This is a genomic window from Duncaniella freteri (assembly GCF_004766125.1).
GTDB classification, from domain to species: Bacteria; Bacteroidota; Bacteroidia; order Bacteroidales; family Muribaculaceae; genus Duncaniella; species Duncaniella freteri.
In genome coordinates, this window is the sequence record NZ_SJSA01000001.1 from 68,581 (window position 1) to 92,021 (window position 23,441).

The 23,441-nt window shown below is 45.9% G+C and carries 28 protein-coding genes, 1 tRNA gene and 1 other RNA gene; 16 read left to right on the plus strand and 14 right to left on the minus strand.

The genetic code is table 11. The features are described from left to right. Nucleotides 1–216 precede the first annotated feature (216 nt). On the minus strand, nucleotides 217–600 hold the full coding sequence (locus EZ315_RS00460) for a hypothetical protein (RefSeq protein WP_135469608.1): 384 nt from the start codon (nucleotides 598–600) through the stop codon (nucleotides 217–219). Between the two features lie 157 nt (nucleotides 601–757). Between EZ315_RS00460 and EZ315_RS00465 the strand changes: the two genes are divergently transcribed. Beyond that, the gene (locus EZ315_RS00465) at nucleotides 758–1,183 is read left to right on the plus strand and encodes a PcfK-like family protein (RefSeq protein ID WP_135469611.1); all 426 of its coding nucleotides are present in this window, start codon (nucleotides 758–760) and stop codon (nucleotides 1,181–1,183) included. 2 nt (nucleotides 1,184–1,185) lie between these two features. Then, a complete protein-coding gene (locus EZ315_RS00470) occupies nucleotides 1,186–2,460 on the plus strand; it encodes a PcfJ domain-containing protein (RefSeq protein WP_135469614.1) in 1,275 nt (424 codons plus the stop codon). Nucleotides 2,461–2,557: 97 nt separating this feature from the next. Here EZ315_RS00470 and EZ315_RS00475 read toward each other — a convergent pair whose 3' ends face one another. The 3 genes from EZ315_RS00475 to EZ315_RS00485 form a co-directional block, all read right to left on the minus strand. Continuing rightward, complete coding sequence (locus EZ315_RS00475) at nucleotides 2,558–3,115, minus strand: hypothetical protein (RefSeq protein ID WP_135469616.1); 558 nt, start codon at nucleotides 3,113–3,115, stop codon at nucleotides 2,558–2,560. 201 nt (nucleotides 3,116–3,316) lie between these two features. Beyond that, nucleotides 3,317–4,378 carry a nucleotidyl transferase AbiEii/AbiGii toxin family protein gene (locus EZ315_RS00480; RefSeq protein WP_135469619.1) on the minus strand — a complete coding sequence of 354 codons (1,062 nt, stop codon included), beginning with the start codon at nucleotides 4,376–4,378 and terminating at the stop codon, nucleotides 3,317–3,319. Then, nucleotides 4,371–5,099, minus strand: coding sequence for a DUF6577 family protein (locus EZ315_RS00485; protein WP_135469622.1), 729 nt, complete (start codon nucleotides 5,097–5,099; stop codon nucleotides 4,371–4,373). Before EZ315_RS00485 ends, EZ315_RS00480 begins: the two co-directional genes overlap by 8 nt. 426 nt (nucleotides 5,100–5,525) lie before the next feature. Here EZ315_RS00485 and EZ315_RS00490 point away from each other — a divergent pair, with 426 nt between their 5' ends. The 6 genes from EZ315_RS00490 (at nucleotide 5,526) to EZ315_RS00515 (ending at nucleotide 7,457) form a co-directional block, all read left to right on the plus strand. After that, nucleotides 5,526–5,720 carry a hypothetical protein gene (locus tag EZ315_RS00490; RefSeq protein WP_123398920.1) on the plus strand — a complete coding sequence of 65 codons (195 nt, stop codon included), beginning with the start codon at nucleotides 5,526–5,528 and terminating at the stop codon, nucleotides 5,718–5,720. A 12-nt stretch (nucleotides 5,721–5,732) separates the two neighbouring features. After that, nucleotides 5,733–6,053, plus strand: a complete 321-nt coding sequence (locus tag EZ315_RS00495) for a sulfide:quinone reductase (protein WP_135469625.1) — start codon at nucleotides 5,733–5,735, stop codon at nucleotides 6,051–6,053. Beyond that, nucleotides 6,050–6,217, plus strand: coding sequence for a hypothetical protein (locus tag EZ315_RS00500; RefSeq protein ID WP_016278663.1), 168 nt, complete (start codon nucleotides 6,050–6,052; stop codon nucleotides 6,215–6,217). Before EZ315_RS00495 ends, EZ315_RS00500 begins: the two co-directional genes overlap by 4 nt. A 2-nt stretch (nucleotides 6,218–6,219) precedes the next feature. Further along, entirely contained in the window at nucleotides 6,220–6,582 is a 363-nt protein-coding gene (locus tag EZ315_RS00505; RefSeq protein ID WP_135469628.1) for a hypothetical protein, read from the plus strand. A 54-nt stretch (nucleotides 6,583–6,636) separates the two neighbouring features. Continuing rightward, nucleotides 6,637–7,017 carry a hypothetical protein gene (locus EZ315_RS00510; RefSeq protein WP_135469631.1) on the plus strand — a complete coding sequence of 127 codons (381 nt, stop codon included), beginning with the start codon at nucleotides 6,637–6,639 and terminating at the stop codon, nucleotides 7,015–7,017. A 68-nt stretch (nucleotides 7,018–7,085) separates the two neighbouring features. Continuing rightward, nucleotides 7,086–7,457, plus strand: a complete 372-nt coding sequence (locus EZ315_RS00515; RefSeq protein ID WP_135469634.1) for a hypothetical protein — start codon at nucleotides 7,086–7,088, stop codon at nucleotides 7,455–7,457. Nucleotides 7,458–7,467: 10 nt separating this feature from the next. On the opposite strand, the gene EZ315_RS00520 is transcribed toward EZ315_RS00515, so the two are convergent. From EZ315_RS00520 to EZ315_RS00545, 6 genes are all read right to left on the minus strand, one after another. Continuing rightward, nucleotides 7,468–7,701: a hypothetical protein gene (locus EZ315_RS00520; protein ID WP_135469636.1), complete on the minus strand. Its 234-nt coding sequence runs from the start codon at nucleotides 7,699–7,701 to the stop codon at nucleotides 7,468–7,470. Then, the gene (locus EZ315_RS00525; RefSeq protein WP_135469639.1) at nucleotides 7,691–7,933 is read right to left on the minus strand and encodes a hypothetical protein; all 243 of its coding nucleotides are present in this window, start codon (nucleotides 7,931–7,933) and stop codon (nucleotides 7,691–7,693) included. Before EZ315_RS00525 ends, EZ315_RS00520 begins: the two co-directional genes overlap by 11 nt. Then, nucleotides 7,930–8,517: a P-loop NTPase family protein gene (locus EZ315_RS00530; protein WP_135469642.1), complete on the minus strand. Its 588-nt coding sequence runs from the start codon at nucleotides 8,515–8,517 to the stop codon at nucleotides 7,930–7,932. The genes EZ315_RS00525 and EZ315_RS00530 overlap by 4 nt, the downstream gene beginning before the upstream one ends. Nucleotides 8,518–8,536: 19 nt before the next feature. Then, the gene (locus EZ315_RS00535; RefSeq protein ID WP_135469645.1) at nucleotides 8,537–9,322 is read right to left on the minus strand and encodes a DUF7833 domain-containing protein; all 786 of its coding nucleotides are present in this window, start codon (nucleotides 9,320–9,322) and stop codon (nucleotides 8,537–8,539) included. A 77-nt stretch (nucleotides 9,323–9,399) separates the two neighbouring features. Continuing rightward, nucleotides 9,400–9,675 (minus strand): hypothetical protein, encoded by a 276-nt coding sequence (locus EZ315_RS00540; RefSeq protein WP_135469648.1) that lies wholly within the window; start codon nucleotides 9,673–9,675, stop codon nucleotides 9,400–9,402. Beyond that, a complete protein-coding gene (locus tag EZ315_RS00545) occupies nucleotides 9,647–9,976 on the minus strand; it encodes an excisionase family DNA-binding protein (protein WP_135469650.1) in 330 nt (109 codons plus the stop codon). The genes EZ315_RS00540 and EZ315_RS00545 overlap by 29 nt, the downstream gene beginning before the upstream one ends. Before the next feature lie 210 nt (nucleotides 9,977–10,186). On the opposite strand from EZ315_RS00545, the gene EZ315_RS00550 reads away from it, so the two are divergent. Continuing rightward, nucleotides 10,187–10,651, plus strand: coding sequence for a hypothetical protein (locus tag EZ315_RS00550; protein WP_135469653.1), 465 nt, complete (start codon nucleotides 10,187–10,189; stop codon nucleotides 10,649–10,651). A gap of 26 nt (nucleotides 10,652–10,677) precedes the next feature. On the opposite strand, the gene EZ315_RS00555 is transcribed toward EZ315_RS00550, so the two are convergent. The 4 genes from EZ315_RS00555 to EZ315_RS00570 form a co-directional block, all read right to left on the minus strand. Then, entirely contained in the window at nucleotides 10,678–11,802 is a 1,125-nt protein-coding gene (locus EZ315_RS00555; RefSeq protein WP_135469655.1) for a site-specific integrase, read from the minus strand. Nucleotides 11,803–12,281: 479 nt separating this feature from the next. Next, nucleotides 12,282–12,355: transfer RNA gene (locus EZ315_RS00560), tRNA-Arg, on the minus strand. 292 nt (nucleotides 12,356–12,647) lie between these two features. Beyond that, nucleotides 12,648–14,285 carry a chaperonin GroEL gene (gene groL / locus EZ315_RS00565; RefSeq protein WP_135469658.1) on the minus strand — a complete coding sequence of 546 codons (1,638 nt, stop codon included), beginning with the start codon at nucleotides 14,283–14,285 and terminating at the stop codon, nucleotides 12,648–12,650. A gap of 50 nt (nucleotides 14,286–14,335) precedes the next feature. Further along, complete coding sequence (locus EZ315_RS00570) at nucleotides 14,336–14,611, minus strand: co-chaperone GroES (protein ID WP_135469661.1); 276 nt, start codon at nucleotides 14,609–14,611, stop codon at nucleotides 14,336–14,338. A gap of 275 nt (nucleotides 14,612–14,886) precedes the next feature. On the opposite strand from EZ315_RS00570, the gene ssrA reads away from it, so the two are divergent. From ssrA to EZ315_RS00605, 7 genes are all read left to right on the plus strand, one after another. After that, nucleotides 14,887–15,285: a transfer-messenger RNA gene (gene ssrA / locus EZ315_RS00575) on the plus strand. A 546-nt stretch (nucleotides 15,286–15,831) separates the two neighbouring features. After that, nucleotides 15,832–16,143, plus strand: coding sequence for a DUF3853 family protein (locus tag EZ315_RS00580; RefSeq protein WP_135469664.1), 312 nt, complete (start codon nucleotides 15,832–15,834; stop codon nucleotides 16,141–16,143). Between the two features lie 91 nt (nucleotides 16,144–16,234). Continuing rightward, nucleotides 16,235–17,635, plus strand: a complete 1,401-nt coding sequence (locus EZ315_RS00585) for a DUF3987 domain-containing protein (RefSeq protein ID WP_170957412.1) — start codon at nucleotides 16,235–16,237, stop codon at nucleotides 17,633–17,635. Between the two features lie 305 nt (nucleotides 17,636–17,940). Beyond that, nucleotides 17,941–18,231 carry a plasmid mobilization relaxosome protein MobC gene (gene mobC / locus EZ315_RS00590; RefSeq protein WP_135469670.1) on the plus strand — a complete coding sequence of 97 codons (291 nt, stop codon included), beginning with the start codon at nucleotides 17,941–17,943 and terminating at the stop codon, nucleotides 18,229–18,231. 77 nt (nucleotides 18,232–18,308) lie between these two features. Next, the gene (locus EZ315_RS00595) at nucleotides 18,309–20,066 is read left to right on the plus strand and encodes a relaxase/mobilization nuclease domain-containing protein (RefSeq protein WP_135469673.1); all 1,758 of its coding nucleotides are present in this window, start codon (nucleotides 18,309–18,311) and stop codon (nucleotides 20,064–20,066) included. Between the two features lie 872 nt (nucleotides 20,067–20,938). Further along, nucleotides 20,939–22,324, plus strand: a complete 1,386-nt coding sequence (locus tag EZ315_RS00600) for a transcription termination/antitermination protein NusG (RefSeq protein ID WP_135469676.1) — start codon at nucleotides 20,939–20,941, stop codon at nucleotides 22,322–22,324. A 339-nt stretch (nucleotides 22,325–22,663) separates the two neighbouring features. Next, nucleotides 22,664–23,440 (plus strand): hypothetical protein, encoded by a 777-nt coding sequence (locus EZ315_RS00605; protein ID WP_135469678.1) that lies wholly within the window; start codon nucleotides 22,664–22,666, stop codon nucleotides 23,438–23,440. Nucleotide 23,441 lies beyond the last annotated feature (1 nt).

Genomic DNA, 23,441 nt, shown 5'->3' on the forward strand with positions numbered 1-23,441 from the left:
GTCACATTGAAGGAAGATAATTGATGCTGCCACTGCGGTTTATGGAAAACTAAGGGCTTGCAAGCCGTGGCGACAGGAGCGTGAGGCAGTGCGCCGGGCGTATTACCTCACACAACCTTATCACCACCGCTTGCTTCCAAATGATGTGAGTATTTAGGCGATAAGCCGTGTCAGTGGCCCGCGGATCCACAGGCACGGCACATCGCCTTGTGGTGTTTACCGTTTGCCCGACTGATTCCGTGTCTCACACCGATTCAGCTTCGGGCAGTTCTGATTTTGGATATGATGTCCGGCAGAAGCCGGAGGCGGCGACAACGCCAGAGCAAAGCGAGGGCAAGCCTTCGCCCGACTCTCGCGTTGTCGCCTTTCTTTGGAATACCAGTCTGCAAACGATGACTTCGGCCGCTTCAAGGCTGGCACTTTGAAACGGCAAAGGTCAACGGTGGCCGGTTCTTTCCCTTGAAGATTTTGAGCCTCGGCAGGGACAGGCGTTTGGGCGTGCGAAGTTACTGCGTCCGGGAGGAACGTCAAGTGACGCTGCGCTTGTGGTCGGCGTCCGCACTCGTGAGCCTCCACAAATTCTTCTCGTGCCTCGAACAATTTGGGTATCCCTCGCTTGCCGCTGACTACACACTTGCCTTATCCTACCTTTTGGCCGCAGTTGTGGAACTGCACGAAAAACGGCCAGCCCTGCCGGAGAAGCTCAAAGAGCTTCAAACAAAAGGGAAAAGAATTAGAACTCAACCATTTCTGAATTATGCAAGGAACAGAAAAATTCAAGGTCGCTATCAAGACCTATCTTGACAAGAGAGCACAAGAGGATACACTATTTCGTGCAAAGTACGAAACCACCAGTCGCACTATTGATGATGTTGTGACCTACATTCTCAATGAGGTCAAGGCTTCGGGGTGTAATGGCTTTGCCGATGCTGAAATCTACTCTATGGCTGTCCACGTCATAGACGAGCCGACACTTGAAATCGGCAAGCCTATCAAGTGCAACGTAGTGGTTAATCACCATATCGAACTCACAGAGGAAGAAAAGACACAACAGAGGGAACTCACCCTCAAACGCTTCCAAGAGGAGGAACTCCGTAAGTTGCAGACACGTAACTCCAAGCCCAAGACGGTAAAGCCACAAGAAACCAAACAACCCGAACTCTCACTCTTTGATGATTTTTAATAATGAAAGCGAGAACCAAGTTTGAAAAGCAGGTAGCAACCTCTAATGTGAGGCTGACCGCCGTAGCCCCCAAAGTTTTTGAGTGGGGAGTGAGAAATCTAATAACGCACCCGGCTTTCCGGGTTCCGAGCGGTAGAACCACTTGCGGAGATTGCGGTCATAAGTTCATACATAAGGGAAAAGGCAAATATGTAGTTTGCCCTAAATGTGGACACGAACTTGAAATCAAGGACACTTTCAAACGCTCCCATAAGGAGGGTACTTACTTTGCCATTCTTGACACCATTGACGGACTGCAAGTAGAGAGAGTATTTCTATTGTCGGCATACTTCAAAAAGGGAAATAGTATAAGTGTAGGCCATAATGAGGTGTGCCGTCTTTGGCTCAATGCCAAAGGACAGACCGCACTGACATCTAAGGTACGGACACTCGGATGTTATCGGGATTGCTTTAATTGGGGTTCTACCATTGAACTGAGAAATATGACCGAAGTTCATCACATAATCGCCAATACTTGGCACTATCCCAAATATAAGGCCATTCCGAAACTGAAGAGAAACGGGATGAAAGGTACATTACCCGATTGTCACCCATTTGACCTTATGAAAGGACTACTGAACGACGCAAGGATTGAGACGCTGATGAAAGCCCGAAACCAAAAGGCGGTTAAGTATTTTATTGACAATCCACGTATGCTTGACAAGTGCTGGAACACCCACAAAATTGCAACACGTCACGGCTACAAGATTGAAGATTATAGTCTATGGTGCGACCTCATAACCCTGCTTGAAAAGTGCGGACGTGACACGCGAAGCCCCAAATATATATGCCCTACCAATCTTAGAGCCGAACACGATTTTTGGCTTGACAAGTCAACCGCCGATGAAGAAAGACGCAGAAAAGCCGAGCAGTTGCTCAAAGCAAAGAAAAAGGAGGAGGATTTTTTCAAGAATAAGTCTTGTTTCTTCGGTATCGTCATCAAGGATAATGATATTGAAATCTCAGTGCTTGACTCCATTGAGGCATATAAAGCCGAGGGAGAGGCTATGCACCATTGCGTATTCAAGTGTGAGTATTATGACAAGGAGAACTCAGTAATTCTGTCGGCACACGATAAGAACGGCAACCGCATTGAGACTATTGAGTTTTCACTGACAGAATATAAAGTGGTACAGAGCCGAGGTGTATGTAACAAAAACACCGAATATCACGACCGCATTGTAAATCTTGTAAATGCCAATGCTCATCGCTTTATCAAAGCAAGGGCAACCGCATAATTCAGAAATGTTAGATTAACCGCACTCTGCCCGTGAGGGTCGGGCGGTTTTGCTTCGTACCCTCAGCAAAACCGCCTGCTTGGAAATTATTTATATTCTATAAATTAAAGAACGAGACCTCTTCCTCTAACCTTTTCCATAAGTCTGTTATTTCGTTTTCTTTGTCAATAGCGTATTCTAATATAGAACAATTATCTTGAAAAAATTGTGTTTCGTGCGGGAAACAATAAAGAATCAAATTCTTTAAGAACCCAGGGAATGATGTCTTTCCTGAAGCTATCACCTCATCAATGTCTTCAATGTGAGGAAAAACTCGAATAGAGAAACTCTCTTGCCGAAAGTTTGGCAAAATTCTTTTATAATGATCCAATTCTGTATTAAACAAAAGTAATGACGTCCTGACATGTACCTCAGAGTAGACCTTTTTAACACCCTCTAAGATCAGATCATCAATTATATCCGAGGGATATCGTTCTTCTTTATTCCCAAAATACAGACCTTCATCAGGATTAGAAGCCGGTTTCATTTTATAATTAGGCATAGGCCTTCTTAAATATATCATTTCGGCTCTATGCGGCACACCTCCAATTTCTTGTACGACAGAAATCGTCTTCACGAATCTTATTTCATCTTGCGGTAAAATTGTAATAACCATATACTATAAGAACCATAAATTTATTATTTCAACAATCTATCTGCATAATAGTTCATTCAATTTACATATTTTGTATACATTAAACAATCGGTGGTGATATTTCTTATGTTTTGAAGCTATGTTAGCAAGGAGAATCGGCAAGACTAAATGACGGCAGAACCTGCGAAAATTTGCCATTGTTTAGTCGATGGAATATTATACTTACATCAGATTATCTATGAGATACCAATAATAGAAGGCTTCCGGGCGGCTCTTTTTGAGTTTGTTCAACTTTGCCGGGAGAACCGTACATATACTCATTTCTTGAGTGACAGATTCGAGACTATATTTTTGAATATTGGTGATGCCTTTCTCTATACAGGTTGCTATATAGGCAGCTTTTGCAGAATCTACTATCGCATCCTCTATGAAGTATCTGTTCTCAAAAATGAATGATCCGAGTCGTTTTATTCCATCTTGCAGGAGTGAAAAATCTCCGGTGCCAAATAATCCTCTTGTGGCAATCAGCAAGGCTGTCTGGCGTATATCATCGAAAATTATTGATACATCGCTACCAAGGTTACGATAACCAAGTTCCACAAGTGCTATACGATGAAAAGATTTCGTTGTTATCTCCAGATTATCAACCGCATCAAACAGACGGCCTATGTCGTATGCCTGTTTCATGATTTCGGTTGAATGAGGATTGCCGTTTTTGTAATAAGGAATACCGGTTGTATTCGGAGCAAATGCGGTAAGTTTATCGCCAAGTATATCTCCTATGGACGGTACTTTTACGGTAGATGGTGCGTCATCAAGTTCTATAAATTGATTTATCACATCAACCACATTCACCTGGTTGTAATGCGTATCCTCATAGAGAACATCAAGCAGTATATAGGACTCTTGATTAGACCTGTCATTGTAGGCTATCTGGTAAAAGAACTTGGAGTGTGTCTTGGATATGTCTTTGCCTGCCTGTCTGCGCTCTTTAAGCTCAGTTCTTGTGAAACCGAAGTCATTAATCTTATCGAGATATTCCTCAACATTTGTACCCGGAGGACAAATTATATCAATGTCTATTGACAGTCGCTTTGTGCCATCCCCGAGAATCAGCCCCACACAAGTACCTCCCTTGAAGATGAAAGGACAGCCTGAACGTGCAAGCATATCAAGCAGGGCGTATGCCCTTACCACCTTCTCGATTATACCGAGATCGTTGTATCTATATTTACGAGACATGGACTGAAACCAGTCTTTTGTGAAGCATTGTTCCTTAATCATGGGTGTTCAGATTTTCGAGGGCTTTCCCGACTTTATCCTTTGCATTGCGCCTGGAAGCATAGCGCATGAGGGTTGAACGGTTTACGGAATATGTATTCATGACATGATCGAGGATGTAATGCCATTCCGAGCCATGGAGATAATCCATATCATCATCACACAAAATGTCTACAAGAATTTTCTCTATCCTTGGGGTTGATATTCCCCGTATCTCAGTAAGTGGAGATTCTGATATGAGGGGCTTGACGATAACAGCTTCTTTGGAAATATCAATGTTGTCATATACAAACTCCTTATTTGGATTAAGATAGGCTATATATCTTTCACTTTTCAGCCAATGGAAGACTGACTCCATCGCTTCGCGTTCAACCTCAATGTAAATGAGATTATTCGATGAAAGATGATGCTGGAAATCGGCAAGCACCTGCCCGTCAAAGACACTAACTTTTATAAACGGAAATGTTCCGCCAATGCGTTTTCCTAATTTTAGCGCTTTCTCTCGCAACTGGGGAGTATAGCACGTTGACTGATGTTGCCGACTTGTATAAATACCGCGTCCAAGCTTGAACAGGATATCATCTTTCACCATCTCCCTGAGATACCAGGAAAGCGTGACTTTTGATATGTTGATAATACCGTTTAGATATGAAAATAGATCGGCAAACCGGAAAGATTCCCGATTTTCCGCATACGTCAATATGGCTGCTCTCGTCTCAATCATTGATTGTATTCATTTTCTGATGCAAAGATAACTATATAACGGCAAATATTCAAATATTTGCCGTTATATAGCGCTGTCAAGTCTTATGAGTCAATACATCAGTTCAAGATTGTCTCTATTCTCTTGTGTGCATTGAGCCTCGGCAGGGACAGGCGTTTTGACGTGCGAAGTTACTGCGTCCGGGAGGAACGTCAAGTGACGCTGCGCTTGTGGTCGGCGTCCGCACTCGTGAGCCTCCACAAGTTCTTCTCGTGCCTCAAACAATTTGGGTATCCCTCGTTTGCCGCTGACTCCACACTTGCCTTATCCTCCCTTATGGCCGCAGTTGTGGAACTGCACGAAAAACGGCCAGCCCTGCCGGAGAAGCTCAAAGAGCTTCAAACAAAAGGGAAAATATTAACTCAAACGCTCAAACATCAAAGGACTATGCGAGTAAAACGAATGAAAGTAGCGGAGGGCAGACGGCTAAATATCGGGCAGTTCCCCAATTTCCACCGCTCCGGCTCCATTAGGGGCATGAAAAAACTGTACTATGGCGAGGACTGCCTTTTGGTACGCTGTGGCAACTACATCTACAACGTGACCTCCGAACCCTCAATCTACAATCAGGCAACAATCTAAAACAAATACACTATGGAAGATTATAACGGAATAGCAATATCCAAGAACGACAAGGGATTTGTCGTGGCGTTTGACAACTTTGTCAACGGCAAAATGCAATCCGCAACCAACACAGGAAAGGCACTCGCCACAATACACCGCTATTTGCAGTCGCAGGCTTTCAAGGTGTGCGTGGCTTATATCCGTCAGCTCGCTGTTAACTACCGCACCGGCTATTATGACGAGCGGAACGAGACGGCAGCCCGGAGAGCGGTAATGATGTACGACACGCTGATGAACGGCGATGAAATCTATGACCCCGAATATAAGGAACTAAAGGATAAAAGCGTATGAACGATACCGATTTTCCCGAATACGGACGCCAGTGCGAGTTGCTGACACCGTGGCGAGGCTACCACCGTGGCACAATCGTAGGACTGAACGGCTACCGCTTCATCATCGAGGTAAGCAGTGGCGCGAGGATTGAACTTTACGAAGATGAAATTGAATTTGACTGACTATGAACAGACTTTTGACACCGAAATTTGAGGAAGCCATAAAGGACTATCCTCTGTATTCGCAGGACGGCAAGGAGAGAAATGCCGTGTGTGTGGCGATATTCACTATCGGAAATGTCCGTTGGTTTGTGCTTGAAGGAGGCAAAGAGGGAGACGATACAATCCTTTACTGCATAGTGGTCGGGCTCGGCGAAGATGAATACGGCTATGTGTCGCTCAACGAACTTGCCGATGTCGAACTCGACTACCGCAAACAAGGCTTCGGCATTATCCGAGTGATACAAATGCCGTATTTCACCCCATGCCCCATAGGGCAGATAAGCGACAAGAGGCTTCAAGACTTCTTGAACCGCCTCTACGATTGACCGAACACATCAGCCGTGGCACAACCGCCACGGCTGACATTACACCGTAAGAATATGGATATACAAGATATAATCGACATGATAACCGAATGTGCCGAAGCTAACGGCTGGCACGTCCATACTGAAAAATACCTCGACGCTGATTTATGGCTGTTTGAGTTCTCGCAATACACAAAGGCAGGGCAGGATTTTAATTTCTCGGCAGAAATGAGATATGCCGACCCCGATACTTTGATAAAGTCAGTGAGAGAATATTACGAGAACTATGACCCCGATGAGGAGGCATATCTCTGGATTGGCGATGACGGACACGGCAAGAACGGTGCGCCATACCGTATCTCGGATATTGTAGCCGACATGGAGGACGCGGAGTCCATTGTCGGCACTCTGCTTGAAGCCTTTGAGGGACTTGACTTTGCCCCATGCGGTGAATAGAGCCTTACTTTTCAAAATTCGGCCTGCCACCTCCATGCCGGACGTGGCAGACATAAACGTGTAATGACATGATTTTACAAACCATAATCCAAGTTGCCGCACAATGCGACTGGAGCGTGACCGCCAACGTGAGAGACGGAAACATCACCTCTTTCGATTTCCGGCGGAATACCGAGAGCGGAGTGCCGTTCTGCTTCTCAGCCGACATGACCGGTAGCAAACCGGCTTCGCTGGTGGACGACATACTGTCGTTCATCGACGCTTTCCAACCAGACATCTTCGCGCGTCAGTGGTGTCTGATTTCGGGTGCCGGAGAGAGCCGTTATGCGCAGACACTCTCCGACATGGACGGCATACGCAGCCAGGCATGGCTACTCGCCATCGACCTATCCGAAGCCTTCGCCGCTCCGCGCCCCTCACAGTGGTATCTCTGGAACTGACAGTGCCGATTTATCGGTTCTTCCGTTTTCTTCCCCGCTTGACCTGCGGGTGGTCGAGCAGGAAGATTATGTCGCTTCCGAGTATCAGCCTGTGCCAGCCGTTTTCCGAGCGGCGGTATGGGAGTACCGGGGGCGATTGCCTCATGTATTCGTAAATGGTCGTATGGCTTATGCCGAGCAGTTTTCTCGCCGCCATCACCGAATACAGCAAATCAGGGACTATCCTGTGGAAATCAGGGCGCATGGCTTTTCTCCCCACTTTCCATCACCGCCTGCCGGCGGTATTCGTTTATGAAAACTTCGGCGGCTTCCACTGCCATCTCTGCGGAGAGGCTGATATGCGCTGGCCACCGTGCAAGACGGTTCTCCGGAGTCACTACATCCGACAGCCGTATGTCGTGATAATACAGCGCGACTGCAAGGTCATATTTCCGCTGTTCCCAATCTATGGGTGTAGGTTGTACGTTGTCTTTCATTTTTTCATGTTCTTTTGAGTGTTTATCCTGAATGTCTTTCCCCGCAGGGCGACGAAATTGAACATCTCCTTGAAGCGGTCATATATCCTCTCGCCATAGACATCCTGTATCTGGTCGATCGTGAAATTGGTGGTGGCATGGGTGAACTGGTGGTAGCGGTTGTCGTAGCGTGACTGGAAGATGTACTGCATCACATTTTCGAAGTTCCCGTATCTTCCTGTCGGCACTGTCTCGCTGCCAAGTTCGTCAAACGCAACTCTCGGGCTGTCGATATACTGCCTGATGCCCCGGTAGCCTCCGTGTATGGACTCGTCGGCATAATCCGCACATACATCAATCACGTTGTTTATCCGGAAATTATACCGGTTTCCGTCGACGATCGGCCTCACAAGGTAGCAGAACTCCCTGATGATTTCCAGCATGGTGGATTTGCCCGTACCTATGTCGCCCCATATAAGCAGCCCCTTGTCCGGATCAAGGTTCCCATCATAATCCATCACCGCCCAATGCACGATGTCGTTGTAGGCAGGTTTCATTTCTTCCCTCACTATGAAGCCGGGGCAGACAGCAACTGCGCACTGCATGAAAAGCGTCTTGTATCCGCTAATCCTCGATAAGTCCACAGTTCGGTTTGACCGGCGTTCTGCAGCTTCTCTGATTTCCCTGACGGCTTCCGCCGGGTTTATTTTCCTTGGGTATGCCATTGTTCCGTTCTCGTTCTAATCGGGCGCGGGCCCAGTTGAAAAAATGATCCTTGCACTCCTGTACGGTCGGATGGTTCTTTTTCTTGATCCTGCACTCCTGAAAAAAGTCAGGCAGCATATCTTCAAGTATTTTCCTTTCGCTGTGCAAGGCTCCGGCTATTTCGTCTAGCGAAGCCGTATCCTTTGAAAAAAATTCAAAAATTTCTCCTTCACGCGCGGGAGAGAGAGAATTTTTATTTATTTTTTTATTTATATTATTATCTATATAATATATGTCCCCAAAGGTGTCCCCAACAGTGTCGGAAGAAGTGTCCCCATTTGTGGGGGATTGAGCTTCTAAAGATGGCCCAATAGCCGTTGTATCCTGTGGAGCCATGATTGAAAAGCCGGGTATCTGATCCATGACAAGCACCGTGTATAAAGTCGCGTTGCCTATTTCAAGTCGCCGTATCCACTTCTGCGCTTCAAAAATCCTCATGTATCTTCCTACTGTATCTTTGTCCGCTCCGATCGAGGCGGCCAGTTTTCGTGTCGAGGCCACGAACTGACCGGGCAGGATGTCTATTGTCGTGCCTTTTATGGGGTATGTGCCTTTGGATCTCTGCACGCGGAAAAGTATCTCCAGCCAGAGATGTACCATCCGGCTCTCGGAGTAGAGCCATTCCACGTCGCGGAGATAGTGCATTACGGGTATCCATGAACGGTTCATTTCGGCTGTTTATATTCTTGGGGTACATATATATGGAAGTTGGCACGTATGCCTCAGGCTTTTCCGCTTGGAGTGTCAACATCGCGGTTTGTCACATAGAGTTCCTTCGGGAACACCACACATCCGGCGATCCTCTCTATCTCTTTCTTGCAGAAGGATGGTATACAGCAGCATCCGGCTTTCCAGTTGTAGAATGTCTTGCGTTTGATACCTTCTCCGCAGGCTCTTACTACCGCCGTCACGAAAAAACGGTGGTCAGTATGGGGTAGCGTGGCGAGATAGTCGTTAAGGCACTTGGAGTCAATCTCCTTGATCTGTTGTGTAGTCATAATTTCGTCCTTTAAGATTAAATGAATCAGGTCTGCCGTTTTTTTCAAGTGTTGCGTAACCGGCACGCGCCCTCACATCGTAAAGAGAGAGGAAAAAACGCCGTCCGTTACGTTCCGCTTTCAGGGAGCCGTCATGTATCGCGTCGCGTACACGCTGGTCTGAACAGTGCATTATCTCCGCCGCCTCACGCACGGTTATCTTCCTGTCGGGAGGCACCGGTGCGGTGATGTTCCGCTTTATCTCTTCAAGGGTGTTCTCAATCCTCGTGAGCCTCATTGTTATGCGTCGGTCTTCACTCATAGTCGTATCCGTTTATAAGCTGTTTGACATTTTTTCTGTTAGCAACCATTAGCTATATTTAGAAAAATGATTATCTTTGCAATTAGAAATAATTAATCTAAATTAGGTAGTTGCAATAACACTAACAAACTAATCGTGCTAAATGATTGTTTGAAGTATTATTATTGGAAATACCTAATCAAATTTATTATAAAATATAAACGCAAGTTTATGGACAGCATAAGAAATAGGGTGAGACAGGCGATGGAATGGCTGAAGGACAACAGGCTGTTCAACTCCAACCGCGCCATAGCGGAAAAGATGGGCTATAATCCCAGCGTCGTGTCGCAGGTGATAACCGGCAAATCCAAAGTGACGGAACGCTTTGTCAAAAGCCTGTGCAGCATATACCAGCCCCTGAGTTTCGATTGGATATGGAACGGGAATGGGAACATGATACAGGAGGTAGCTCCACGACAGCCGGAAGCGGATCCGGAGCCACCGCAGATGGACCGCTTCTCATATATCCTCGCTGACATGGCGGAGATCATAAAGAACATGACAGCCTTCATGGGGCCGATGAATAACCGGCTTGAACGTCTGGAAAAACGGATTGATGAACAGGCAAAGGAGATTGAGCGGCTACGCTCTGAACTGTCGGCAAAAGAGAAAGCCGCCACCTCCCGGAAGAAGTGACGGCTGTGCCGGCGTTACAATAGAAATTATTTCAGTTTACCGAAGCCTTGTATGACACTCGTCTGAAGCACCTGGGCGTATTTCTCGGTCATTGCCACGTTGGAGTGGGCGAGCATCTTGCTCACAGTCTCGATACCCACGCCCTTTGTCAACGCCCACGTCGCAAACGTGTGGCGGCCGACGTGCATTGTCAGGTTGATGTGCAGTTTGGCAAGGTTGGCGATTATCTTCAGCTGATCGTTGCATTTCTGGTTGCTCATCAGATTGAGGTTGTAGTTGTACTTTTTCAGTATGGCTATCGCCTTAGGCAACAGCACAATCGTATAGGGCATACCGGTTTTCATACGCTTGTCTCGTATGCAGTAGTCCTCGCCCTGCCTGAACACGTCCGACTTCTTGATCTTCACAAGGTCGGAGTACGCCAGCCCCGTGTAGCATGAGAAGATAAACATATCGCGCACTTTCTCGGTCATGCCGTAGAGTTCGAGGGCTTCCACACGGTCACGTTCCTCTTCGGTAAGGAATTTTATCCCCTCCGATTTTCCACGGGAAATCCTCATGCCGTCGTAGGGGTTGGACTCCAGTTTTTCAAACTGCATCGCCTCCACGATATAAGGTTTGAGTCGTTTGTGATAGCCATGAACCGAGGCCTGGGCCGTCACGCGCTTGCGTATGAAATCGTCCCATAGTCTGATGTTCTTTGGGGTGAGGTCGCTGAAGAAGCGTATAAGCCCGAAGTCGCGCAGGCATTTGAGCATCACCTTGTGCTGCCTGCGTGTTGACTCCGTGACCGGGCGCATGTCGATACGTTCCTCCAGCCAGTCGAGAAAACTTGCCGACGAACCCTGCAACTTCGTTTTCTTGACCTTTTTGAGTAGCGACAGGTCGTATTCGCCCTTTGTCGAGGCTATGGACGACATCTTCTCATGCAGACCGTCATAGACACGGCGTATCTGCTCGTTCAGATGGTCGGCCTGAGGGTGGTTGACCACCTCCTTGCCGTTCCACTGCTGCTTGAGTACAGCCACTCCGGTGGAGAGACGGACGCGCTCACGGTTGTACGACACCTCGATCTCCACGGTGCCGGGGTTGACGGCCGATGCCTTCTTGCGGCGGTCGAAAACAATCTTGATCTGTGGTATTCCTGCCATAAGTAAAAGATTTTAAGAATGATACATTAAAATTTCTCGTGATGTGGTACACGAAAAAGCGTGTACCACAAATTCCGGGAAATGTACCACACGTGTACCACATACCATTCCAACGCATCCGGCAACGAGGCTGTTGCACGCCCCGAATCTTTTGGAAACATTTAGCACAAAATAGCAAATATCAGAGAGTTGGCACTCTGAACAGGCTCCGGTCGCTATGGCAAGACCGGGGCAGGAGACAACGGCTGATATTTGATGGAAATGCTGGTACATTTGTGGTACTTTTTTGTGGTACATTCACGAAATCTGTACCAAAGATAATGTGCTAATTCCGAACTAACAAATGCTAACTTTGGCTATCGGCAGGAAATGCGGTTTGTGCTAAATATTTATAAATCAAGATTTTATAAAATTGCTAACACTTGTACATCAGTCACTTACGGACACGAAAAAAGGGCCACTGAAAAGTGACCCTTCTGTGATCCGGATGCGACTCGAACGCATGACCGTCTGCTTAGAAGGCAGATGCTCTATCCAGCTGAGCTACCGGACCATCATTCCATGTTTTCGCGGTTGGCTTATAATTTGTGTTAAGCTGTTTGCGATAACGGATGTGCAAAGGTAGTGTTTTTATGTGGCATGTACAAGTGTGTGACTATGGTTTTTGTCATTTTATTGAGAATTTGTGGACTTTTTATGCATTTAAAGTGGATTTAGCTATCACTCATCTGACACAGTTTATTGTAGTAGGCTATTGCTGAAGTATGAAAAATTGCGCTGACAGCCACATGTTGTCAGCGCAATTGTTATAAGTATAAGTTATGATTTATTGGAAGTGTTGCTTATTACATCATGCCTCCCATTCCTCCCATTCCTGGTGCTGGCATTGCTGGAGCGGGATTGTCCTCTTTCTTTTCAGCGATGACGCATGATGTGGTGAGGAACATTCCGGCGATGGAAGCAGCGTTCTCAAGTGCTACTCTGGTTACCTTTGCTGGGTCGATTACTCCGGCAGCCATAAGGTTCTCATAGTTGTCGGTGCGGGCGTTGTAACCGAAGTCGGCTGTGCCTTCTTTGACTTTCTGTACCACAACAGCACCTTCCTGACCTGCATTGGCTACGATCTGGCGGAGAGGCTCTTCGATAGCGCGGAGGATGATGTGTATACCTGTGGTCTCGTCCTCATTGGCACCCTTGACACCTTCAAGAAGTTTTACGCAACGGATGTATGCTACACCGCCACCAGGCACAATGCCTTCAGCTATGGCAGCGCGAGTTGCGCTGAGAGCATCGTCAACACGGTCCTTCTTTTCTTTCATCTCTACCTCGCTGGGTGCACCTATGTGGAGCACAGCTACGCCACCTGCAAGTTTGGCAAGACGTTCCTGAAGTTTCTCGCGGTCATAGTCGCTTGTTGTCTGCTCGATCTGAGTCTTGATCTGGGCTATGCGGGCTGCGATGTTCTCCTTATTGCCTGCGCCATTTACTATTGTGGTGTTCTCCTTGTTGATGGTGACCTTTTCGGCACGGCCGAGCATTTCTACATTGGCGTTTGCAAGTTGCATGCCTTTCTCTTCGGAGATCACTGTGCCTCCTGTGAGTATTGCAATGTCCTCAAGCATCTCCTTGCGGCGGTCGCCGAATCCAGGAGCCTTTACTGCGCATACCTTGAGTGATCCGCGGAGGCGGTTGACTACGAGGGTAGCAAGGGCTTCCTGATCGACATCTTCCGAGATGATCACAAGTCCACGTCCGCTCTGTGCTGTGGCTTCAAGTACAGGAAGAATGTCTTTTATGTTGGATATTTTCTTGTCAAAAAGGAGGATGAAAGGATTCTCCATCACGCATTCCATCTTTTCAGTATCGGTGACGAAGTAGGGTGAGATGTAACCGCGGTCGAACTGCATACCCTCTACAATGTCGACAGTTGTCTCGGTGCCTTTGGCTTCGTCAACGGTGATTACGCCCTCTTTCTTCACTTTCTTCATTGCTTCGGCGATGAGGTGGCCGATGGCTTCGTCATTGTTTGCAGAGATGCGTGCCACGTCTTCAATCTTCTTGAAGTCGTCGCCTACTTCTTCGCTCTGTGCCTTGATGCCTTCAACCACGATGGCTACCGCACGGTCGATACCGCGCTTGATGTCCATAGGGTTGGCTCCGGCTGCAACGTTCTTTAGGCCTACGTTTACGATGGCCTGTGCAAGTACAGTTGCTGTAGTGGTGCCGTCGCCTGCGTCGTCGCCAGTCTTGGATGCAACTTCCTTAACGAGCTGTGCGCCCATATTCTGGAAAGGATCTTCAAGTTCTACTTCACGAGCCACGCTCACACCGTCCTTAGTGATGTGGGGTGCACCGAATTTCTTTTCGATAATTACATTGCGGCCTTTGGGTCCGAGGGTTACCTTTACGGCATCAGCGAGAGCGTCAACACCTTTTTTGAGTTCTTCGCGAGCCTTTATGTCGAATTTGATTTCTTTTGCCATGATGACTTTGTTTATAAAGTTTTATTATTTGGAAGAGGTAGGGATGTGGATTATTTCTCGATTACAGCGAGAACGTCGCTTTGGCGCATTATGAGATATTTTGTGCCTTCAAGCTCGATTTCAGTGCCTGCATATTTTCCGTAGAGCACTTCATCGTCCTTCTTTATTACCATTTCCTCGTCCTTAGTGCCGTTACCGGTGGCAATGACTGTTCCTCTCAGGGGCTTTTCCTTTGCTGAATCAGGAATGATGATACCTGCTGCTGTTACTTCCTCCGCAGGGGTGGGGAGGATGAGCACGCGGTCGGCTAATGGCTTGATGTTCATAGTGAATATATGGTTATTAGTTTAGTTGTATTAAGAATAATGAGTATTTCTCGGTTAATGAAAGAGGCAAATGTCGTGCCAATATGCTACGCTGTCAGTTGCAACTGACAAAATGTCAATCTTCTTTACCGATCCATATGTCAACAATGCGTTGCTATGATTTGTTCGGTATTTGTAATCGAATTTGGAGATGGTGTTAAATATTTGTTAAATAGTAGGTTTGTGATATGTTCGTATTTGTATTATTCGTAACTTTGTGACAACTATCAACTCATGGGGCTGACTGGCTTTGACAGCGTTTTGAGGTGGTGGGTAAGCATGCAGAGTGATGATGCCTACACTCTATAATCAGAGACATCAAAAATTCAAATGGCGAAAACAACTACGCTCTCGCTGCTTAATCGAAGTACAGTAGATTAACTTTATCTCCGCAACAGTTGCAGAGACGAGACATCACCCGATTGTCCTTTTTCCGAGACGTATCGAACCGGTGGTGCAGGTAAATCGGAAATATGGCGAGGAAAGCCTCGATAATCGCCGAGATCTTTAGAGGATAAGGTTAAGATTGGTCGTCTCTTGCCTGTCTTGACATGAAAACCAAGATGAGAATAAGCATGTAGAAAGCTCATTGTTTCGGCGACTGGACGAGGGTTCAAACCCCTCCAGCTCCACTTATTCACAAGATTAAATCGCTGTAGCTCATAAAGTTATAGCGATTTTAATTTTTATCCCATACAAAAACACATACAACATCGGGAACGAACCGAGGCACATACAAAACCGTTGGCGTCACAAAGAATCAAGCATGTGGAACGCGGTTTCTTTTATGTTCATTAGATTAACCGGACAATCACTGTGGTTATGTGTCCTGTATATTGGCTACCCTATCCATATTTTATCAATCTGTCCTTATGTTCCATTCGAGAGAATGAGATAACCATGCCATCTTTGTCCTTATGGGAGTAGTCCATTTGTGTAAGTGACTGAAATTCAGACGTGGGCATTTTGCTCCAATCGCGGTCAATCCTAAAATCACATGGTAAAACGAAGAAAAGTGTTCGGAATTTCTTTTAATTTGTGAACCCATACTTAATTTTGCGCTGTCAATCCATGACACCATATAGTATGGCCATACTCCAGATTGCCTTTATCGCCCTATATTGTCTTTAGTGTAACACGTTGCCTTTACCGCCCTATCACCCCAATAACATTTTACACACATGAAGTTACAGACATTACTCTCAAAACCTGTGTGGCAGATGACGGGAGAAGAGCTGTTGTTCCTCTCACGACAAACTGCCGACACAAACACAAACCAATCTTTGGCAAATGAACCAACCGCAACCAAGCACTATGTCTATGGTATCGCCGGAATATGCGAGATATTCTCATGCAGCAAACCTACGGCCATACGCATAAAGAAAAGCGGACGTATAGACAAAGCCATCACACAGGTTGGCAGAAAAATTATCATTGACGCTGACCTCGCACTGCAACTTGCATCTCAAAAGCCAATGCCAAGAAAGAGATAACCTAATCTACCTATCAGCACGAAGTCGGAGTTATCCCACCTCTTTCAGTGGGATGCTCCAGACTGCTGACACATCAACAATACCATACAAAATGAATTACAATAATTCAGCAAGATACAGACGGACACCACAGCGTCCGGAGTGTGGGTTGCATGAGGATGAGCCTGTTATCCCTCAAAGCAAACTGCAAAAGGAAGTGCCCTCTTTCCCTCTTAGCGTGTTTCCTACGGCTATCCGCAATATCGTGGAAACGTTGGTTGAGTTTGAGCATTTCAATGTCAATTTCATAGCCGCGTGCATGTTCACCACTTTCGCTGCTGCAATGGGCAACCGTTGGACGGTTCGGTTTTCGGCTACATGGGTTGAGCGACCTATTATGTATGTGGCACTTATCGGTTATCCGAGTTGCGGCAAGACACCACCACTCAGGCTCGCCCTGTCACCTCTGCTCAACCTCGACCATGAGTATGACCGCGAGTATTGCGTCAAACTCAAAGCCTACAAGCAATGGGAGTCAAAATCTCCGAAAGAGCGTGCCGCGCTGTCTTTGCCGGAAGATATGGAGCGGCCGAGGCGCAGGTGTCATGTGGTTGTCGATGCGACCATCGAAGCGTTGATTGGTGCCATGCGTGACAATCCGCAAGGCATAATCCTTTACAGCGATGAACTTGAAAGCCTGTTTGCCAACTTCAACCGCTACAACAGTTCGGATGAGAGCTATTTTCTCAGCGCGTTCAGTGGCACTCCTTTCAAGTATATCCGAAAATCCGCTGATGAACACATCTTCCTGCCGAACCCGTATTGCTCCATTATCGGAAGCACCCAACCGGGACGGCTTGCAAAGCAATTCGGTGGTGAGCGCGTTGTCAACGGCTTCTCATCCCGCTTTCTGAAAGTCTATCCTGACATTACCGATATGCCTACATGGGATACTGAGCGTATGCCGGATGGAATCATGGAACAGTGGGAGCGGATAATCCGCAAAGTCGTTACTTTTGACTTCAAGGGAAATGAACAGCCAATGGAACTGACCTTCTCCCTTGAAGCCCATAGGAAACTGTGCCAGTGGAAAAAGAGCGTCAACAATGCTATTTATACAGCTACCGAGTCGGAAGCGGAGAAAGCCGTGTGCGGGAAACTCGAAATCTATCTCATGCGCTTCTGCCTGATAATCCGGATAATGAAGAATATTTGCAATGAAGAATCGGCGGCAATGATAGATACCGGGAGTGCGGAGGCGGCTATCGAATTGGTTGAGTATTTCCGCGAGATGGAAAACCGTGTAATCCGCGTGTCATTATCCGGCAATCTTGACAAGCGGCAGTCCGAACTCCTCGACGCTTTGCCATACGGCTTCCGAACCTCGGATGCCATCGACATCGGACGGTCACTCGGAATGTCGGAGTCCACGGTAAAACGGTTCCTGAAAAACTCTGCCATTTTCAGAAAAGAGGAGCATGGACGCTACACGAAAATGTCATGTGACCCTTGACATTTTCGACACTTTGACACTTTTCACAAGAACCTTTATGTGGAGCGATAAAGCGAGTTTGTCAGACTTCTTAGGTGTATAAATCTTGCTGTGCAAGATATGCCGATTGTTCCCACAACGGCAATCCCGCCACCTCATAGAGTTGGGTCAATCCCGCTCTAAACTCGCAGTCTTTTATATAGCTGAAAATGTCATGTGACCATGAAATCAAGAGATACAATCATAAAGACATATAGTCTTTATGGCATTATGACTTCAAAACATAATATCATCAGAGTATCAGAGCATCAGAGCATAATAACATCATGTCATCAAATAATAAGAACTTCATAATACGGCTTCGCGTGGACGCAGCGACCGCCAACGCAATCCGCGCCAAAGCTGACAACCATTTCAACGGCAACATCAGTGCCTGTATCCGTTGCGCCACTCTGCAATATGACGGAGAGGCTGCGCCATCGTCAGCCAATTCCGAGATAACAGCGTTGCTTACCGCTATTCTGCGCCAGTTGAAGAAAATCGGAACTAATGTCAATCAAACCGCCCATCAGATTAACGAGCGTATGAAGGTGTCTCCCTACGGATTGTTCGCCTAGGATATTCAACCGTTTGTGCTCTTCCGCAATGACTTGTCTGCCATTTGGGGGCATCTGAACCAAATCAAGGAGCGTCTATGATAGTCAAGAAACTTGGCATGGTATCCGGGGGTAGCTTCCCCGGTGCCGGATATAATGAACGCAAGGTCGCCGAGGGCGTGGCACGGCTCATGGCTATGGAGAATGTCGATGCAGCCATGCGTCATAAGGTAGAGCTGTTGCATGAAGCCGGGTTCGACTGCGCCGGAGAGATTGAGAAATACCTGAAGGAGCGGTCGAGGACATACGGCAACACCAAGACCACGCGCTTTCAGTTCCACATCGCCGCCTCTGTAAAGGGGCAAGTGATGTCGGCTGACGAGCTGACCGACTTTGCCCGTCACCTAATGGCTGAAGCCGGATATGGCAGACAGCCGTATTTTGTGTACAACCACCACGATACCGACAACAACCATGTGCATATCTTCTCCACACGCATACAGCCAAACGGCTTCCCTATACCAGACCATCACGACTACGCACGCCTCAATGCCGCCGCCAACCGTATTCTTTCATCGGACATCAACCGTGACATTCATCGGATATTCTCTTACGGCTATCTCACTGAGGGGCAGTTCGCCAATATAATCCGCTCACATGGATATAAATTTGAGCGTGTAGAGGATGGATATGTATTATTTCGTGGGGGCGTCAAGGCCGCGACAATTCCATTATCTGAGATAGTGAGGCATATTTCGCAAGGAAACGACACCCGGAAAGAACGCGCTAAACAACTCCGGGCGATTATCAGGAAATACAAGGACGTAATTGCTGACGGAAAAGTTCAAAATGTCGAAAATGTCAAGGGTCACAAAGGTCAGAAGAAAAAATATGTGCGCCGGAAAGTCAACCCCGACATCCGTAAAATCAAGGGGTCAAACGGCAAGACACTATCGCAGGAAGAACATCGGCATCTGTCGGTGCTAGTTGACACACTCAAAACCAAATTCGGCATAGACATTCATTTTCAGAAAGACCGTAATGGTGAAATCCGTGGCTACGGCATCGTTGACCATAACCGTAAGATGGCCCTTGACGGTAGCAAGGTAATGAAGCTGTCAGAATTGATTGACTTCGCACGGGGACAGGAGCGCAAGGCAAGTCCATTTGATATTTACCGCGACCTGTTCGCAATGGAGGTTAGGAAATCCGGCGTGGACGGCGAAATGACAATACGGTTGTTCGACGGCTCAGAGCATACACGCACGATGTCGCCACGTCAATCGGCATGGTACTTCAACTCGCCCGAAAGTGAAAGGGAAGATGTGGCAATCAGGATAGCAGCCACCATATTCTCAACCGAGATATTTGAAGCCGTCCTGCTGAAATATCCGGTAAGCGACATCCGTTCAAGGATAGCAAGTGTCAACATAATCAAAATGCGCGAGGGCGTTAGAGCAATACGAGTTGTCTCAGCCGATGGGTATTCAGCCACGTACCCTATGACAGCCGAGGAATTGCGCTGCCATGCGAGACTGCAAGGCGAAGCTGCAAACGGTTTTCTTCGTCAACTCGCAATCCTGCGCATAACCCATGAGGACGCTACCGAACTGACAAACCGCATCAAGGAGTTGACCGCCAAATCGACCGGAAGCATCACTCTCCCTCTCCGTCAATCAGACTACAACCCGGAACAATCCAAAGCCTTCTCCACTCATCAATGCTCCGTCCTCACTCGTCTCATGCCCCACGACTCCACGTCCACCCACTCTGTCAACCGCGAATGGGAAGTCGGCAAACAATCCCGCTACGACCACATCGACAACCAACAGTCCGGCACATGCGTCTCATTGTAATGTATAATAATGCCAAATCATAGATAAGACTCCCATACTTGGATATAGACGGTAATAGGTTACATGACCATTACGGCGTATTCAATCAAGATTATATTTGCATATAAATGAATTTGCAAAATATTCAATTGCTTGTATAATAGTTGCACGAGAAAGGTCATACTTCAACATCATCACCGCAGTTAAGATATTTCAAGTCATTCGGATGCTTCTGATGAGATTTAATCGGCATTCCAATCCGGTACTCATACTATATGGCACGCCACAGTTGGGCGAGCGCTAAAAAGACTAAAGGTGCATCCCTCAGTATAATCAGCAAGGGAATGGGGCATAATAGCGAAATCCAAAAAAAATCTACCTCGCAAGCCTCGACACCTCCATATTAGACCGAGCCAACGACCTCATCATATCTTCCATTTCGACCAAATATTAGCCTCGACATTTCGGTGCCGAGGCTAATATTATGAGTATCAAAATTTGGTTAGCGAATGTAATGCTCTCTTGTTAAGAGATACTTAATTCAAATGCAAAATTAATAAAAATAGTTGGATTACAGCAAGTTTTGTCCTAATAAAAATATCCACAAAATCGAAGTCTAAATCCGTTTTGTTTAGCAAATCGTGATATTACCCTCACATTTGCTTATATATCAATATGCTGCAAAATATAAGTATCTCTTAACAAGAGGTACTTGTCTTTGCTCACCCTGAGCAACATTGTCCTTTCATGACAAAAGCTAATACATATCGTACTTCAGTACCTCTTTCAGCGTGCAAGGCACCGAGAAAGGGGGAACATGAGAATTATATAAACTTAGAAAATGGTTCGGTATGGTTCGTATTGCAACAAAAAGATAGTCAACCAATTATAAAATGACATTCTCTGAATTTGTTGCTATAAGACTCAATCAGACGTCTAAACGGACATTAGATTATAAGTCAATTTCGTCTTTCCTTTCTTCTGTAAAAGAGAATGACGAACTTTGCTTAGAAGACTCATTGAAAGTGTGGGTTTGCGACATGATTGATTGCGGTGTTGCCGTAACAAGCCGTAAGAGATACGTGGAAAAACTAAGGACCTTATATAAGGAGTATAGCAATGGCGACGACATTGCTGTCAATCCATTTGATAGCATCAAGGAATTATGTGCATTGGATGCTCCAGTCAATGCCAGACGACTCCAGTCTGAGTTGACAAAAATTGAAGGTATCTTTGACACGATAATGACAGATGCAAAATCAAAGCCAGAATTGGCGGTGTTTCTGTATCTGCTATTTAATACGTCGCCAGATATCGAAAAGGTGATTTCTTTGACAATGGAAGAATATATACCTGAGTTTCGTCAGCTCGACGAAATTATCAGGTGGGAGGAGTTCCATCATAGACGTAAATATATATTTGACCTCAATCAAAGCCGTAAGCGTATACCCCAGATTGTCAGGGAAGTAACCAACACGTTAGACTTCTATTTCAGGGTAAGAAATATTAAATTCCCGGAAGGTTTTACTAATAAAACAATTCTGTCGTTGTGGATGGCTAAAGCACGCATGTGCGGTGTGAAGTATGCAGACTTGAAGCGGATAGTTGACGTAATTCCGGCGGAATATGAATATTTCCGGTTATTGAAAAGTTCAATTCTTACCGCAGACGAAATAATGTCTATAAAGCATCGGGTTGCAGAATCGTTTGCCCCTTCCGGGAAAAGATGGTATGCCATAAAACTGCGGCGTGGAATCGCTTATGATATATTAGCGGATTATCTAAAAACTAATTTTGCGGAATATTACGATGACCGATTGCTGTTTTATCCTCAGCAAGAAGTCGCGCGTCGTGTTGAAAAGAGAATTGTGACTACTGTCACACCTATAATACCCGATATCGTATTCATTTATATCAATCCACGTTATATTAGGAAAGTTGACACTCTTATCAAGCCTGAAAGATTGGGATATGTCTTCCGAATCACATCCGGAGCTGACAGTGGTTATTCTGTAATAGACACGCGCAGCATGACAGGCTTTCAAAATATGATAGGCATTTTCACTCCCGACATAAAGGTCGAACTGACAGAGGAATCTCCTGTCGGTCTCGGTCGTGAAGTCCTTATTACCGGAGGAATAATGTCGGGATATGAAGGCACAATCTTTGATATTAAAGAGGGTTCTGACATAAGACAGATATATATCAGGCTTTCAGATAAGTACTCAATCAAGGCTGAGGTTAAGGTTGAAGCGTGTTTTGTCAAGGCAATCGGATAATTATCTTCTTTATTAAAGATAATTCGGCGTGACAGCCAAGCCATTAAGATAGATTTCGCCAAAAATCATACGACCATAGCAACTTGAAATTATCATTGTTTCAGCCTGTATATAATACTTATATGGAAGTTTTAAAAGCCTTATATGTATATCCATACGCTCTGGGTTTAAAAGAAGAAACGACAGTTTACCCTCTTACAAAAGATGGTCAGCACCGGCAAATACGAAATGATTGAAAAAGTTCAGGTATAAGTAACTTACTCTATAACTCTGACTATCGACTTAAATCGGACTCTCTTCCATCTAACGAAATAATTATAAAACAGATATCTCTTACGAATGAAAAGAATCGTATTAATTTGTTTATTGTCTATTGCGTGTCTCAATGTCGCAAATGCTCAGGAAGAAACGTCGACTTCAGAAACCAACAACTGGAGTGACAAACTTATCAAATCGCCGTTTGGTCTCGGACTTGATATACAGACCAAATACGTATGGCGCGGCATGGAGATGATGTCGGAAGATGCTGCTCCTGTTCTCTTTCCCTCAATCAACTATTCATACAAAGGTCTTTACGTTTATGCCATGGGGGGCTATGCCATCAATGGTAAATACGCTGAGGTTGACCTCGGAATCAGTTATTCATGGAATGGTCTCTCTATAGGTTTTAATGATTACTACTATCCCACAGTTGACGATAAGGAAGACAAATATTTCGGAGGTGGCAAACATTCCGGTCATTGGCTTGAAGGAATGATTACATATGCTCCTGAAAAGATTCCTTTAATCACTACAATCAGCAACTTCTTTGCTGGAGCTGATAAATATGTGGACGATAATGGCAAGGAGAAACAAGCCTATTCCACATATATTGAATTAGGTACATACTACGACTTCCTTGACCAGAACAGAATTGCACTGAATGTCGGTGCCACACTAAACAAGTCCTGCTACAACAATTATGAGCATGATTTCTCAGTTTGCAATCTTGAACTGAAATATACATATACTGTGCCGTTCAAGAATGGGTGGTCTCTTCCTCTCAATGTGGCATACATCTACAATCCCGTGTTTAACAAATCGTTCGTAAATTTCACTGCGAACTTTGCATTCTGAG